The sequence below is a fragment of the Corynebacterium choanae genome (genome assembly GCF_003813965.1).
Lineage (GTDB): Bacteria > Actinomycetota > Actinomycetes > Mycobacteriales > Mycobacteriaceae > Corynebacterium > Corynebacterium choanae.
In genome coordinates, this window is record NZ_CP033896.1 from 2,763,343 (window position 1) to 2,779,122 (window position 15,780).

General features: G+C 58.7%; 7 protein-coding genes and 1 pseudogene. 4 read left to right on the top strand and 4 right to left on the bottom strand.

The genetic code is table 11. From position 1 onward, the window contains the following. The first annotated feature begins 1,594 nt into the window (after positions 1-1,594). On the top strand, positions 1,595-3,427 hold the full coding sequence (gene leuA / locus CCHOA_RS09915) for a 2-isopropylmalate synthase (protein ID WP_123930159.1): 1,833 nt from the start codon (positions 1,595-1,597) through the stop codon (positions 3,425-3,427). Between the two features lie 530 nt (positions 3,428-3,957). Here the strand turns inward: leuA and CCHOA_RS09920 are convergent. Beyond that, on the bottom strand, positions 3,958-4,752 hold the full coding sequence (locus tag CCHOA_RS09920) for a TetR/AcrR family transcriptional regulator (protein ID WP_123930162.1): 795 nt from the start codon (positions 4,750-4,752) through the stop codon (positions 3,958-3,960). Positions 4,753-5,282: 530 nt separating this feature from the next. On the opposite strand from CCHOA_RS09920, the gene CCHOA_RS09925 reads away from it, so the two are divergent. The 3 genes and pseudogenes from CCHOA_RS09925 to CCHOA_RS09935 all read left to right on the top strand — a co-directional run bounded on the left by CCHOA_RS09925 (position 5,283) and on the right by CCHOA_RS09935 (position 9,902). Then, the gene (locus tag CCHOA_RS09925) at positions 5,283-6,968 is read left to right on the top strand and encodes a hypothetical protein (protein ID WP_123930165.1); all 1,686 of its coding nucleotides are present in this window, start codon (positions 5,283-5,285) and stop codon (positions 6,966-6,968) included. Between the two features lie 520 nt (positions 6,969-7,488). Continuing rightward, positions 7,489-8,802: pseudogene (locus CCHOA_RS09930) on the top strand (MurT ligase domain-containing protein); the annotation flags it as partial. Positions 8,803-9,137: 335 nt separating this feature from the next. Continuing rightward, the gene (locus CCHOA_RS09935; protein ID WP_123930171.1) at positions 9,138-9,902 is read left to right on the top strand and encodes a type 1 glutamine amidotransferase; all 765 of its coding nucleotides are present in this window, start codon (positions 9,138-9,140) and stop codon (positions 9,900-9,902) included. 361 nt (positions 9,903-10,263) lie between these two features. Here the strand turns inward: CCHOA_RS09935 and CCHOA_RS09940 are convergent, their stop codons facing one another. From CCHOA_RS09940 to CCHOA_RS09950, 3 genes are all read right to left on the bottom strand, one after another. Then, a complete protein-coding gene (locus CCHOA_RS09940; RefSeq protein ID WP_123930174.1) occupies positions 10,264-10,920 on the bottom strand; it encodes a recombination mediator RecR in 657 nt (218 codons plus the stop codon). 342 nt (positions 10,921-11,262) lie between these two features. Further along, positions 11,263-11,598 carry a YbaB/EbfC family nucleoid-associated protein gene (locus tag CCHOA_RS09945; protein WP_123930177.1) on the bottom strand — a complete coding sequence of 112 codons (336 nt, stop codon included), beginning with the start codon at positions 11,596-11,598 and terminating at the stop codon, positions 11,263-11,265. Positions 11,599-12,047: 449 nt separating this feature from the next. Further along, complete coding sequence (locus CCHOA_RS09950; protein WP_123930181.1) at positions 12,048-15,671, bottom strand: DNA polymerase III subunit gamma and tau; 3,624 nt, start codon at positions 15,669-15,671, stop codon at positions 12,048-12,050. Between the last annotated feature and the right edge of the window lie 109 nt (positions 15,672-15,780).

A 15,780-nucleotide genomic window follows, 5' to 3' on the forward strand; every position in this document is an offset into this window, starting at 1 on the left:
ACAATTGTCCGCTTGCCCATCAGCTACACCAGTACATTCCGTCACACCACCCTCCGGGGTGGGACTGTGTCGATAACAGCAAGCTATTTCACGCACTCCGACCTCATCTGATTCACTGCAACACACCGTAAATCCTCAGCGGGAGCAAAGGGCATATATGGCCATCACATTGTTTCTTGCCTGCACCATGCTCCCCACTGCTGAACAAACCACGCCGCCACATACAGGCTGTTCCCATATTATGAAACACTAGTTCCTATATTATGGGAACTATGGTAGGCTGCTACCCATGCATTCAACGAGACACGAGCTTCCATGCCGCGTCAGGGTTTCGCCCTAGGTCAGCACCGCCTGTGCTGATATGCCAGGGCCTGCCGTACACCTTGGCGCGGTAACGACCCCTTTGTGCATGTTGTGAATTTGCGCAATTCGGCATCGCCCAACTCCACCACTGACACGGCACTGGTCAAACAGTGCGCCGGGATGGACGATCGCGCTGGTCTGAAAAACAACCGTTCTCATAGCCACCACCGTGGATATAGACATCCCGCCTGGATGGTATTGAGGGCCGGTGAAGCGCACGGCTACAACACACTGTTGCACACGCCGCCGAGAAGGTTTCCTGCGTTGCATATGCCAAGTCCAGTACAGGTCTTCACCCCGCTTACCGCGCCGGTGAAGTGGTACTGCGCAGACAACCACGGTGCGGATTATGGATTCGACGCACACCGGTGTGAGTCGCGACTACTGTCCACCTGGTCGATGGATCCTCACACGCATCAGCCGAAGGGACTCCCGGCCACAGGCAGCATCTTCCCGGATTAGTCACGGCTATAAGACACACCCGGTGGCGGTACGGCAGCGGTTCTTTTGCCCGCACCGCCGGTACTGCACAGGCAACTGTGACAACAGTCGTACAGGGCATGGTTGCATCAGGGTGAGGCAATACAGGTGCAGTGTGCAGCTGGCTGACATGCAGATGTCCGCACCGCCACCACCAGGTGCACCAGTTGGGCAGTAATACGGCAAACCAACTGATTCTTGGCCTGCTTGCCCATAGGCTAGGACAAGAGATCCCTAGTGGCGACAAGCCAGCATCAACCATAATTTCACAGCAACATAACTTCACAGCGGATGATCGTCGCCAACCAGCAGGCCTGCTGGAAGGGCAACCTGTGTCAGCCGGCCTCTCCACAGTGCCGCAAGCACACCTCCCACCTTGCCCCAGCAAAGTTACCGCCGAGCAAGATTCTCGGCAGTGTCCTTGCCAGCACGTCAAGGACGTTTGGGGTTTGTCCACCTGCGGCCCGGTGGAGTAACGACCCGGTTGTGCAGTCCTTCCACATCACCACGATCAGATTGCACCTGGTCTCCACCATTTGGTGGCACATGGCCTCCAAGAACACCAGGTGGGTGGTGTTGTAGTGGGAAGCGGTGGCGACGAAATAGTGCCGCTGCGACACAGGCAGCGCTGCAACATCCTTGTGTAGCCGCCCCACGGCAGGCGGTATCAGCACCGCCACGCTAGTTGCATAGTTTCAATTTTTCCCGTTCCAATTCAATGATCGTTCCCAACAAGAAAAGAGCACAACCAATGAGCTATCTCGACACCCAAGACTCGTTTATTCAGCCACCAGCGCGAATCATCACCCCGACCGGCGAGCCGCGGGAGAATCAACCGCATTGGAATCTGCAGCGCGGATCCTCCATGCCATATCACCGCTATCAGGCCTTCGCCGATGAAGTGGAACGGATCGATCTGCCGGATCGAACCTGGCCGACAAAAACCATGACCCACGCCCCCCAGTGGTGTGCCGTGGATCTGCGGGACGGCAACCAGGCACTGATTAATCCCATGTCCCCGGAGCGGAAACGCCGCATGTTCCAGCTGCTCTGCGAAATGGGCTTTAAAGAGATCGAAGTCGGTTTCCCGTCGGCTTCACAGACCGATTTTGACTTTTGCCGCCAGATCATTGAGCAAAACCTCATTCCTGACGATGTGACCATCCAGGTGCTGGTACAGGCCCGAGAGCACCTCATCCGGCGCACCTTTGAAGCCTGCCAAGGGGCAAAAAATGTCATTGTGCACTTCTACAATTCAACCTCGATCCTGCAACGGCGAGTCGTGTTCCGAAAAGACAAGCAGCAAATCAAACAATTAGCCACCGATGCAGCCGAGTTAGTTAAGTCGCTGGCAAAAGAATATCCGGGCACAAATTGGCGGTGGGAATATTCCCCGGAGTCCTATACCGGCACCGAGCTGACCTACGCCAAAGAAGTCGTCGACGCTGTGACTGCGGTGCTGGAGCCGACAGCAGAGAATCCGATGATTATCAACCTGCCCGCCACCGTCGAGATGACCACCCCGAATGTGTATGCCGACTCCATTGAATGGATGCACCGAAATCTTGCCCGGCGCGACGCGATCGTATTATCGCTGCACCCGCACAATGATCGGGGCACCGGGGTGGCAGCCGCCGAATTAGGATTTTTAGCAGGTGCCGACCGAATCGAAGGATGCCTGTTCGGCAACGGGGAGCGCACCGGCAACGTGTGTCTGGTGACATTGGGGTTGAACATGTTCACCCAAGGTATTGATCCGCAATTGGATTTCTCTGATATCGACCATATTCGCCGTACCACCGAATATTGCAACCAGCTGCGTGTTCCGGAACGGCATCCTTATGGCGGTGATCTGGTATTTACTGCCTTTAGCGGTTCCCACCAGGACGCTATCAACAAGGGGCTTGATGCGCTGGCGGATTCAGTGAAACCTGGGGCTACTCATTCCACTTTGCCCTGGGAGGCGCTGCGCGGCGCCCAATGGGAAGTCCCGTATCTGCCGATCGATCCAAAGGATGTGGGTCGCACCTACGAGGCGGTGATTCGGGTGAATTCCCAGTCCGGTAAAGGTGGTGTCGCCTACATTCTCAAGACAGATCATGGTATCGATCTGCCCCGGCCGCTGCAGGTTGAGTTCTCCTCCATTGTGCAGCAGGTGACTGACTCTGAGGGCGGCGAGGTTGCCTCGGATCGCATGTGGGAGATTTTCGCCGGTGAATATTTGGATCGTCATGATGTCGTCAAACCACTCGACGTCTCGCTGCGGTCTATTGGCAGGGAGGGCGACGAAGCTCTCATTGAGGTTGATGTTATCTACCGTGGCGAGCAGCAGACGATTACCGGTCACGGCAATGGGCCGGTTGCGGCCTGGACTAATGCTCTGGAACAGATCGGTATTGACTGTGAAATCCAGCAGTACAGCCAGCATGCCCGGTCGGCCGGTGACGATGCGGAAGCTGCAGCTTTTGTCTTCGCGGAAGTCAACGGGGCGAAAGCGTGGGGTGTTGGTGTAGCAGGATCGATCACCTACGCTTCGCTCAAGGCGGTGACCAGTGCCGTCAACCGGGCGTTAGCACTCGACTAGGCACGATTGCTTCCACCGGCACTTCCCTGCTGTGGAGTGCTTTGTGGAGTGCTTGCAGTGCTGCTGTGCTTGGTGGAGCACCGGGTGTTTGTGTGCCGGTTTGATGCCGCTGAGCTGCCTGCTGGGTTTTGGTGTTGACGCTGTGCAGCGCTGAACTCCGCGGGCAGCTTCGGGAGCACTGGTTCCGCACAATGCGACAGTGTTGTGTTTCCAGACCTCGGTGTGTCAATAAACCTGCTAGTTCCTCCCAGTTTTCTGGCAACTAGCAGGTTGTTTGTTGCCGCTGCAGGGTGGTTTTTTGTGCTGTAGTCGATTGAAGTGTGTTGTAGCTGGCTGGGGTGCTCTTGCAGCACCGGGCTGCTTGCCACCGGCGAACGAGCCGTATGCTGCTGTGGCCTGTGTTTCAGTGCAGGACTTTTCGGCAATGCGGTGTTGTGCTTTCCTGTTGGCTGCCGCGTAGTGCAGTGTCATAATCCTGCTGGAAGCGCAGTAGGTGATCTTTAGGCTGTTGGGGGGAGTGTTGCTGGCTGTTATGTTGCGTCGGTGGATTCGGCGGCAACCTTCCGTACCGCCACCATGATGAGATCAAGTTTGACATCTAATGCTTCCCGGGCCAGCCGGGGCTGCTGATCCGGGGTGTGGAATTGGGCATCTTTGATTGCCGCTGCATACTCTTCCGGATCGTCAATCAGCTCATAGGTGTCATTCGTGATGCGTCCCCGCGGAATAACAGTAGGATCATCCGCGTCCAAGAACCCGGCCTGTTTCCGCCGTTCCGCGGCATCCGCATTAAATAACGACTGGGTGGTGGACACCCCAAGATGGGTGGCGACCACGGTTTCTGTCACAAAGTCGAACACAAGAGTGGCGACCCGTCGATCCAGCCCGGCGCGCACCAGCAGATCGATCATGCGGGTGAGTGAGTGTTGGGTGGGAAGAAATACCCCGGGGTGGAGGAACAGCTGCGCATCCATGCCTTTGTAGGTTTCACATACCTCCCAGACCCGTTCCGCCCAGCTTCGTAATGCTTGTTCCCAGGTGGTGCCGGGCATGATCTGCCATTGCAGGCGGCGGGCGCAATAGTCGACGCAAGCCCGCACAAGATCGTCACGGCTGTCGAAGATCCGATACACCGCGGAGGTAGCGACCCCGATTTTTTGGGCGATTTGGGTGAGGGTGAACTCCCCGATCCCTAACCGCAGAGCGGCGACAATGACGTCGGCTTCGGTAAAGGTTGGCTTCGGCCCGGTTTTTCGACCTATCCGTACAGGTGGGCGAAAATCACCCGCTGTCATGTCATTGGGTTTCTTGTGCCGCGCAGCCATGCGCCTATTGTGTCACAAGGGTGTGACGGAATCCCAGGGATATAGGTGGGAGGAGCGCAGCAATCTTCCCGCCCTCATGTGAACTAGCGCACATATCTGGGGGTGAGGGGCAATTTACAGACCAGGGGAAAGGTTTTGCAATATCACCAAAACGCACCTATTCGGGGTTAATAAACCCACATTTCAAGAACATAATCGCCTGCTTTGCTTCTGTGTGGCGTGAACTGTCTCTTCCGCGTAGGAACAGATGTGGTGGTGACATGCAGCGCACTCGCGGAGGTAGTAACAGAAGGCGCAGTGGGAAGGTGGAAACAGGCGGCGCAGTGGGGATGCCCAATGGACCGGGCGTGTTGGGAATTTCTCCCTGCACTACGCTGCTTTCCGCACCGCATCTACCACCACAGGTGCCATGCCATCATCCGGCGACTTGCCGCTGAGGCGATCCCCGAGTGGGCGGCGATGGGGTGAAACCCCCTGTTGCGGTCTTTCCTGCTGTCTGGCTGCGACTCCATCGTTTAAAGTTGAGCAGCGTGAGTAAGCAAACCCCGTCACCCAAACCGCGACCGCGAACCATCCCCAGCCCGGGTGATCTTGCCGGTTGGTCAACCAACCGTGCAGCCGACTCACAATCGTCGCAGCGTCCATCGCCACACCCTGACACAGCGCCGGTGGTACCCAACCCCACAGCGGCCACACCACCGCGCCGCATCACCCCAGCTGATGTGGCACACAACCAAAGCCAAACACCGACTACCGGCCCCCTGTCACAGCGCCTGAACAGTAAACTCGCAGCAATCGCCGACGACCTGCAGCGGCAACAGTCCACCCCCCAGCCAAGCAACACAAGCAAACCAAGCAACACAAGCAAACTAAGCAAACCAAGCAGTACACCGCCCGTCACCACCGAAGCAGTGGATAACCCGGCTGCCCCGGCAGTTCCCGGTGAGACGACGAACAACCCGGCCACCCCGGCAGTTCCCGCCCGCCCCCAGTCGACCCCCATCCCATCTGCGGCAACCATCACCCCTACCCCTGCCCGGCGCATCAACACCCCACCGGGAACTGACAGTCAACCTGCTGGTTTGTCGAATCCGCGTAAACCAGTTCCCCTGCCAACCACAATGCCGCGGGCAAAACGTGTTCGCATACCAGGCCAACCCGAAGCCTACGAAACCTATACACAACAGCTTGCCGTCGACGACGAAGCAACAACCGGGCATCTGCCCGCCACAGCAATCGACCGCAGCGAATCCCCCTATGCGGTACTCACCCTGCAAACCACCGGTATCCACCCGTCAACCTCCCGGATCGTGGCTGTCGATGTGGTGATCTTCGACCAAACCGGGCGTCGCGTCGACACCTATCATGCGGTGATCAACCCAGGCTGCGACACCGGCCCTGCCCACGCCCACGGACTCTCCGAGGCGCAAATCCTCGCCGGAGATTCCCCAGAAACCGTGTTAACACACCTCATCGACGTATTACACTCCCGCACACTCATCGTGCACAACGGGCCACGCACCTGGGGATTTATCGTGGCCGAAGCATATCGGGTGCGGAAAAGCCACACCATCGGCAACACCCTTCATCGCCGTCAACAACCCCCACTCCTTATTCCCACAGTCCCGAAAATTATCGACACCCTCGCCTCAGCACGCCGCCAAGGTGTCCGCATCGACGACGAACGGATCCGAGGGGTAGCCCGTGCCGTCGGCCTGCAAGCCCCCAATCCGCGTGCCTCCATGCGGCGGCAACGCATCCCCGAAAAACGCTTTACCCGCCAATCCTCCATGCTGGTGTGGAACACGTTTGTCGCCCTACAGCACGGCACCCTCGCCACTATGGAACCAACCGGTTTACGCGGCGACCGCTTCGGGCTGCAACGCAGCATCCTCCGTGTCGACGCGCACGATGCGGAACGACGATTCGCCAACCCGGGACTCTGGACACCCGGCACCCCACTGATTGAAGGGATGGAAGTCGTCGTATCCCCCGACATTCGCCGCGACCCCGATGAGATTATTGCTGCAATCGTGGCCACCAACCTGGCATATAGCGAAAAACTCACCCGCACCACCTCCATTGTGGTGACCAACGAAGATAATGCACTCTTCGGCAAAACCCTGCACGCAAAACGCAAAGCAATCCCATTTGTCTCCGACGACGAATTCCTGGAACTCACCGACTCGGTGGCGCCCGGCACCCGCCTCACATAACTGCTCAAAAAAAGAGCACGCACCTGCTTTCTGCACGGCCGAAGTCTGCACTTACCCGCCAAGAAGGGAGAAGTCTGCACTCACCCGCCAAGAAGGGAGAAGTCTGCACTCACCCGCCAAGGCCGATGTTTGCTTTTTCCTCGGGGCATACCTGGACTGAACATGCCCAGGCACCTGAACACTTTTCTGCAGGGTGTACAACATTCCAACGAATAACAAACACCACACCGGATGGCACACCACACATCGATCGATTAGCAAGCAACACTTCACAGAACTAGCAACCAGCAGCCCCTGCGCCGATTCAACTTTTGTTGTGTTGCTGGTGATTATTGACCGTTATGCTGCCGGCGCATTCGCCAATACACCACCCCTTGAACCCTCAACTGCCGACCACAGAACCCGGGTAGCAATGTGCGCTCGACGTACCGTACAGGTCACTGCGCTGCTGTTGTGCCAGATTCCTGCCCGCATACTGTGCTACTAGGGACAAGCCCGTCAGCTGCACTAGAATGTCCGCATGACTTCTCACCGGTCGCTTCCAGGTATTGCCCCCTTGCCAAAGGCTGTACGCACCACCCTTGGTACCGCCCGCACCAGCCTTGCTACCGCCGCCGCCCGGGCAGCCACTTGGGCGTCGCAAACAACCGGGCGGGGATCAGGGGGAATGATCGGCGGCCTGGTGGCTCAAGCAATCGATCCAGATATTCTCGCGGGACTCATCCGTGGCCGGGACGTGTATCTTGTCACCGGCACCAACGGGAAATCGACCACCACCAAAATGTTGACCACCGGTTTACGCACCCAATACACCGTGTGCACCAACAGTGGCGGCGACAATATGGACGCCGGGATTATTGCCGCCCTGCTCGGGGATCATGGGGCTGACGCGATAGTGCTCGAAGTTGACGAACTGCATGTGCCCCATATTGCAGCGGTCACCAACCCGAAAGCACTCGTCTTATTAAACCTCTCCCGCGACCAGCTTGACCGCGTCGGGGAAATCACCCGCCTCGAGCAGGCGCTGCGGCAAACTGTTGCTGACCATCCCGACTGTCACATTATCGCCAACTGTGACGATGTGGCAGTAACTTCGGTGGCATACGATGCACAGCACGTCACGTGGGTGTCGGTGGGTCGCGGCTGGATGGGTGATGCCGTCTCTTGCCCCCGCACCGGATCTTATATTGTGCACGACAACAACGGGCATTGGGCGGCACACGCCCCCATGCCGGATGGGCGCCAGTTTGCCCGCCCAACCCCCGACTACACCGTCACCGACGACGGGCTTGTCGACCGGCAAGGTACCACTTACCCCTTTACGCTCACCATTCCGGGGCGGGCAAACCGCGGTAACGCCGCCCAGGCAGCTGTCACAGCCCATCTCGTCGGCGGTATTCCACTTTCCGCAGCACTCGCCGCAGTGAGCGAAGTTGCCGATGTTGCCGGCCGCTATGCAACCCACCACTATCACGGCCATGATGTCCACATGTTGCTGGCGAAAAACCCTGCCGGCTGGCAAGAAGCCCTCTCGATGGTTGACCGCAGCGCCGACGGGCTCGTAATCGCCGTCAACGGGCAAGTCGCCGACGGGGTTGACCTGTCATGGCTGTGGGATGTGAGCTTCGAAGACTTCGACAACATCAGTGTGCTTGCGGCCGGGGAACGCGGCACAGATCTCGCAGTTCGTTTGCAATACGCCTCGATTTCCCATGAACTCATCCACGATCCGCTTGCCGCAATCGACGCCTGCCCACCCGGACGAGTAGAAGTACTCGCCAACTACACCGCATTTCGGGACCTTAACCGGGCACTCCTCCGAGAAGCGAACAATCCACATGCCACACCTCAGCAAGCAGACAAACCCGCCCACATGGGCCCCACCACAGAGAATCTCCACGGCAATCCACCCCCTGGCACCGCGACACTGATCGACTCGCCGGCAGGGCACATGCTGGCGAATATTCCCCTGCTTGGCCACCTGATCACCAGCAGCCCAGTCACCGCCATCGCCACCCGCATCGCCCGACCACTGCAACACGTCGCCGGAATGATCGACGATCTTCGGCACGACCTCAAACATCGACGTACCGGTCCGGCAACCCTGCGGCAGCAAACACCGGATCATCCCGCCCATCCAGCCCCCCGCAAGGAGCAGTGATCATCACCATGAGCACACTATCCATTGGACTTCTTCTCCCCGAAGTATTGGGAACCTACGGTGACGACGGGAACGCTCGTGTACTCCAAGTTCGGGCGAAACAGCGCGGTATTGACGCGCAGATCCTTCCCATCAATCTGGGCGATGGGGTACCCGAATTACTTGATATCTATCTCATTGGCGGCGGGGAAGACACCGCCCAAATCATTGCCTGCGAATATCTCCAACAACATCCCGGGCTCTATCGTGCCGCCGAAAACGGCACCCCAATATTGAGTATTTGCGCCGGCATGCAAATCCTTGGCCAACAATTCCGCGCCGCTGGACGCATGGTCGATGGGCTGGGCTTGCTCGATATCACCACCGGCACAATGGCGGCACGTGCTATCGGTGAAGTGGTCACCACCCCCACCGGGGTGGGGGTGACCGCTGAGCTCACCGAGGCTTTAACCGGGTTTGAAAACCATATGGGTGCCACGCTGCTTGGGGAAAATGCGAAACCGTTAGGGACACTTGCCCGCGGGGTGGGCAACACTGATCAACAAGCAGCAGCCACCACTTCCGATCCGGCATTCCAAGTCAGCGCCGAAGGAGTCGTGCAAGGATCAATCATCGCCACCTATATGCACGGGCCAGCGTTAGCCCGAAACCCACAGCTTGCTGATCTGCTCTTAGCGAACGCCACCGGTGTGCCGCTGCGCTCACTTGCGCCTTGCCCCGGCGATGAACGCATTGCCCAACTGCGCAGTGAACGACTCGCGGCAAAAGCGTAAAACATCGCAAACCACAGTCAACGCTCCCCTAGACACACCCCGAAACACGCACCACAGTTCGATGCTGGGAATCGCCGTGGCTAAGCTGGATACCCCTGCAACAGCCGGTGGGCACAGGTGATCACTTGTGCCCACCGCTGAGTCGCGGAAGCTGCCGGTGATACCACCGGTGAGATGCCGGCAAGTGAAGATCACACCACATCAGAGACCCGCGCGGGCGATACAGGTATCAAACACTGGAATCTTGCCGATTGATATCTCGCGCAATGTGGCCTGCCCATAGTCAACGCAACAGCAGCAAATACTTCCTACGCTTGCCCCCATCCGGATATTGCTACCGCTATCGGCAGGAAAACCGTTGCTACATCACTAAACGGCCGTTGAGCGCCCGGGACAAGGTGAGTTCATCAACGAACTCCAAATCGCCGCCAAGCGGCATCCCTGAAGCAAGACGAGTAACTTTCAATTCCGGGAAGTTTTTCAACATGCGCGCAAGATAAGCCGCTGTAGCTTCCCCTTCCGTATTCGGATCGGTCGCTAAAATCACCTCAACCACATCCGGGGTTTCGTCATACACCGGGGCCTCTGGGGTGGAAGCGGCCAGTTCACGATCCGGCAATGTTCCCCCGATGCGCTGCATTAACTGGGTGATCGACAAATCCTTCGGTCCGACATTGGCCAGCGGATCTAACGCCCCACCAAGCACATGGTAGCGGCCGCTATATTCGCCGGTGCGCTCAATGACCTGAATATCTTTCGCTTCCTCAACCACACAAATAAGCTGCGGGTCACGGGAGCTATCAGCACAAATACGGCACACATCCTCGCGCGCAATATTCGAACAAATACGACAAAAATGCACCCCTTGCGACACTGCGGTAATAGCTGTCGCTAGCCGCACATTATCTTCAGGTTCAGCACGCAAAAGATACAGTGCGATGCGCTGCGCCGATTTCGGCCCCACCCCCGGCAGACGGGACAGTTCATCGATGAGGTCTTGTAATGGTCCTTCAAACACGACGACACCCGTCCTTATACTCAATCGTTAGTGTTCTTCATTGCTGCCTGCACCAAGCTTGTTACTTCTCGACCGAAGGATCTTGCAGCCGTGGCAGGTGCGGCACCACATCCTACTGGTAATTGCCACCCATTGCGCCCACCAAAGGACGCTCTGCGCCCCGACACCGGTGGCTGATCGCAGACACAGGAATACTCCCCGGGGAAGGTGCTGATTTTTTCGTATCAACAACCCCCGGGGAGTATGCCGTTGTTCACCGTCACCCCAAGTGCAGCTCATCGCCGTCACTATCCGCCAACGTGAAGCAAGGCGGCAGGTGAGCGGTGAATGCAAAACAGTGATTTACATACCGCCGAACACGTCGCCGATAGCGCCGCCACCCATCGCCTGGTTCAGCGGACCCATCTTTTCCTCAGCAACCTTGCTGATCTTGTCGTGCGCATCACCAATAGCGCTGACCAGCAGATCCTGCAGGGTTTCCACATCGTCGGCGTCGACAACTGCCGGGTCGATTGCAATGTCGGTGACCTTGCCGGTGCCGGCCATGGTGACCTTGATCTTGCCGTCGAGTACTTCACCAACCACGGTGGAGTTGACGATTTCCATCTGTGCCTGCTGCAGCTGTGCCTGCATGGCCTGTGCCTGCTGGAGGAGCTGGTTCATATCTGGCTGAGTCATCTGTGTGTTATTCCTTGGATCGTTGTTGAGTAGTGCATGTGTTTCCTGCACCGGGATAACCCAGATGCATGGAAAACACGGTAAAAAACTATCCGGGTTCGGATATGTCTTGTTGTCACCGGTTTGTGCCATCTTTGCAACAAGGTGGCCTGGTACCCACGACAAGAGCCGCAATCGTGATGCTGCTGCACTCATTGTAGGCAAGCAGTGCTGCACCGCGACAACCCTTGTTTGGGAAGGGTTGTGTCGATGCAGTTATCATCCAGCGCATCGCGATGGTGTCGGTGCAAGGTGTGCTCCACGGGCTGTGGATACTGTTGACCGATCCTCCCCGATGCGAAGACATGTAACGGTGTTAACCCTAGTCGGGAATCGGGTGAAACACCGCCCCGGCGGCGCCATGTTAGCGAGCAGCGAACACAACACCGCCCCGCCGCTGCATTGTGCCGCTAGACCACCTCGCCCCCGAAGAACTCTTTGACCATATCGACTGCAACTTCGAGACTATCCCGATGATCGGATTCCCCGGCGTTTTGTGCCTGTTCGATCATCTCCTCCATCTCTGAGGCTTCATCGAGCACATCGCTTGCTGTAGCTGACGACCCTTCCGTGTTTTCGGCGGCGGGGGTAACGATTGCGCTAGGCACCGGGAACGGGGCAGAGGGCTTGGGGTGCGGCGATGGGGGTGTCATCGGCGCAGCCGCAGAAGCGCTGTCTGCAGGGGCAGCAGCCTGGTTGCTTCCCGGATAGGTGGAACCTGGTGTGGTAGAAGAAGGAGCTGGTTGCGGTGAACTACCAGCAGCGGTGTCACCCACTTGGGGGATTGCTGCGGCGAGGTTGAGCACCTGATCCGCCAGAGCAACTGCCGCACTCAACTCCGACTTGGGTTGCGTATCATCGGCTGCAGCTGCTGCCACACTTGTTGCAGGGGGACTGGTGGTCTCAGCTGCCGGTTGAGTCGTCTGATCCGCAGTGGATGCAGCTGACGATGACTGCTGTGAACCTGGTTGCGATGCGGCCGGCTGTGCCGCTGGGTTGGCAGCAGCGGACGACTCAGGGGTGGATACTTCGTCTGCTGTTGCGGTGTGGGGGGTGTCCTGCTGCGTGGTTGTGGTGGTGTGGTGGCCACCGCTCCGGAATGGATGGTCGACACCTTGTGCAGCAGCACGCGGCGGATGTGGAACAGTTGGCGTGGCGCCGCTGATTTGTGGGTCTTCAAACGGTGGGGGCGCGTCAAAGTAGTCGACAGGTTCCTCAGGAAGAGGAATACCATCATCGAAGGTCGATGATTCCGATGCCGCGGCATGATGGGGTTGCCCCTGGGCTGCGGGCAGATCCTGGCCATCTGTTTGTCCCTGCGATGGCAGTGACTGCTCCACGGCAGCATTATCTGCATTATTCGCAACAACACTGTTTTCGGTGGGGTTGGAAGGATCCTGCTCAGTTTCTGCCTGCACAGTGTCTGCCTGCACAGTGTCTGCCTGCGTGCCAGCATCCGGTGCATGGTCGGTCGACAAGGCACGGAATGCAGTTGCGGCATCGTCGGCAGCAGGCACCACTGTGTCTGCTAATTGGCCTGGTTGACTGGCGGTGGTTGGATCTGTTTCCTTTTGGATTGCCGCGGCGTCAGATGGTGTAGCTGGTGGTGCACTACTGGGCTGTGGCGCATCTTCCGGGGCGGAAGATTGCACACTGGACTGTGCCTGTTGGCGTTGCCGGGCGGCAGCAAGTCCCCCATCACCAAGTGCTGCCGGCTCCGGCCAATCAGTTGCATCCGGGGCAGTTGCCGTATCAGCTGCGGCAGCAGTACTCGTTGCCCGCTGTGCTGATGCTACCTGGTGCGGTGATTGTGCTGGTGCTGGCTGCTGCGGTGCAGGTTGATTGGGTTGAGTGGTTGACCTGCTTGGCGACTGAGTGTTCGGTGCAGGGCGCGGACTGGTACTTGTAGCCTCCACTGCAGTTGAGGCAGCAATGCGACCACTGTCAGCGATCTGTGGTGGGGAAGCTGGGTTGCCATTGCGTGCTGGTTGCTCTGTGTGCTGCTCGCTGCCTGGAGAGGGTGTTTTCTCCCGGCGGCCACGATCAAAAGGGGACTTTGGTACCTCACAGACCACGCGATGTTGCGTTCCGGTGAGCGTGGTGAGTGCCGCTTCGACGTGGGCCAGATGCTCCGGCTGGCTGAGTTTGCGTGCCAGCGGCCTGGTGAGGTGTCGCAGATAGATCACCTCATCGGTCACTCGATCCACCGTCACCGATTGCATCAGCACCCCGGTGACCGGGTCGTTGTCCGCGATGAGGGTCTTTACTGTCTCCCAGTGTTCTTCGAGTCGCTGCTTGACCTCATCTGGTGTGGTGGCCGCCGCAGGTTTGCCGTCGGCACCGATGTGGTCATCATCGTCGAGGGACACAACCTCTTCCACGGTTGCGGCGATCGCTTGGTCTTGCTGCTGTTGGGTTGCCTGCGGTGATGTGCTGTGGTCGGCGGCGGCAGGCTGCGCTGTGTTGTCCGTTGCTCCCTTTTCCGATGGGACGGTGGTTTCCGCACCGCGCGGTGCCGGTGCGGTATCGGATGCTGTGGTACCAGTCGGCGCAGGAGCGGTGGTTGCCGGTGCTGGTGCCTGCGGCTGACCGGTGTGTTGGGAAGCATGCTGCTGTGGGGATGATTGGCTTTCAGACCCAGATGGTACGGTTTGCTGCGCAGACTGGGATGGCTGCGGTGCTGGCTGCTGGGTGGGCTGCTGTGCCGCAGTGCTATTTGGCTGCGTGTGGCCACGCCCAGGAGCAGATCGTTGACTTGCCCGACGCGCCGCCGCTAGTGCGGCCTGTGCAGCACTGTGCACCGCCATATCTGGCTGGGAGGTGCCCTTTTCTTGATCGGCGGTGACACCGGGTTGGGTGCTGTGCGGGGCTGGTTGGGTGGGCTGCTGTGGGGCGGCGCTGGTTTGGCTACCGGGGTTGGGGGGTGCGGTTACTGGGGTGTTGCCGATGGCGAGGAGTCGTGCCGCCAGGATTTCTAACAGTAGCCGGGGAGCAGTCGCCCCGCGGAAGCTGCCCAGTTCGGTGGCGACCAGGGTGGCTAATGCGGACAGGGTTTGGGCAGGAAATGCGGCTGCCTGGGTGCGGAGCTGTTCTTGCACACTGACTGGCACGTCGACGAGCCCTTGGTTAAACGGGTCATCGACGGCACGAACTATCAACAAGTCCCGCAGCCGGTCGAGGAGGTCGGTGACGAAACGGCGGGGATCGTGGCCGGCGGCAATAACTTGGTCAATGGTTTGGAAGGCGATTGCTGCATTGTGTTCAGCAAGGGCGTGAATAATGGCGTCGATCAGTGCCTGGTCGGTAACGCCAAGCAGTGGCACTGCCATCGCATAGGTGAGATGCCCTTCCGGGGCACCAGCCAGCAGCTGGTCGAGTACGCTCAGCGAGTCGCGAGGGGATCCGCCACCGGCACGAATCACGAGCGGATACACATCGTCGTCAATAGTGAATCCTTCGGCACTGGCCGTGTTGCTCAGCAGGGTGCGCATATCCGGTGGGGTGAGCAGCCGGAAGGGATAGTGGTGGGTTCGTGAGCGGATGGTGCCCAACACTTTTTCCGGTTCGGTGGTGGCGAAAATAAACACCACATGGGCGGGGGGTTCTTCCACAATTTTTAGCAGCGCATTCGCCCCAGCAGCGGTAATCATATGTGCTTCGTCGATGATGAATACCCGGTAGCGGGATTCGCTGGGGGCATAGAGTGCCCGGTCGCGCAGTTCCCGCATGTCTTCCACACCGTTGTGGCTGGCGGCGTCAAGTTCGGTGACATCCAGGTTGCCTGGGCCACCCGGGGCGAGCGCCACACAGGAGGAACAGGTGCCGCAGGGGGTTGCGGTCGGCCCTTGGGCACAGTTCAGGGATCGAGCCATGATCCGGGCGGAGGAGGTTTTCCCGCAGCCGCGCGGTCCAGAGAACAAATACGCATGGTTGACATGCCCATTGTTCAGGGCGTTCATCAGCGGACCGGTGACATGTTCCTGGCCGATGACTTCAGCGAAGGTTGCCGGACGATACTTGCGATACAGAGCCACGGTATCCAACCCTACCGATATCGTCGCACTTGCCCGCTATCGCGCCCCCATGCGGTGCGTGCTTGGCCTAGCAGTCATCCGAGTTTGCCCAGTTCAGCATCTTAAAAGG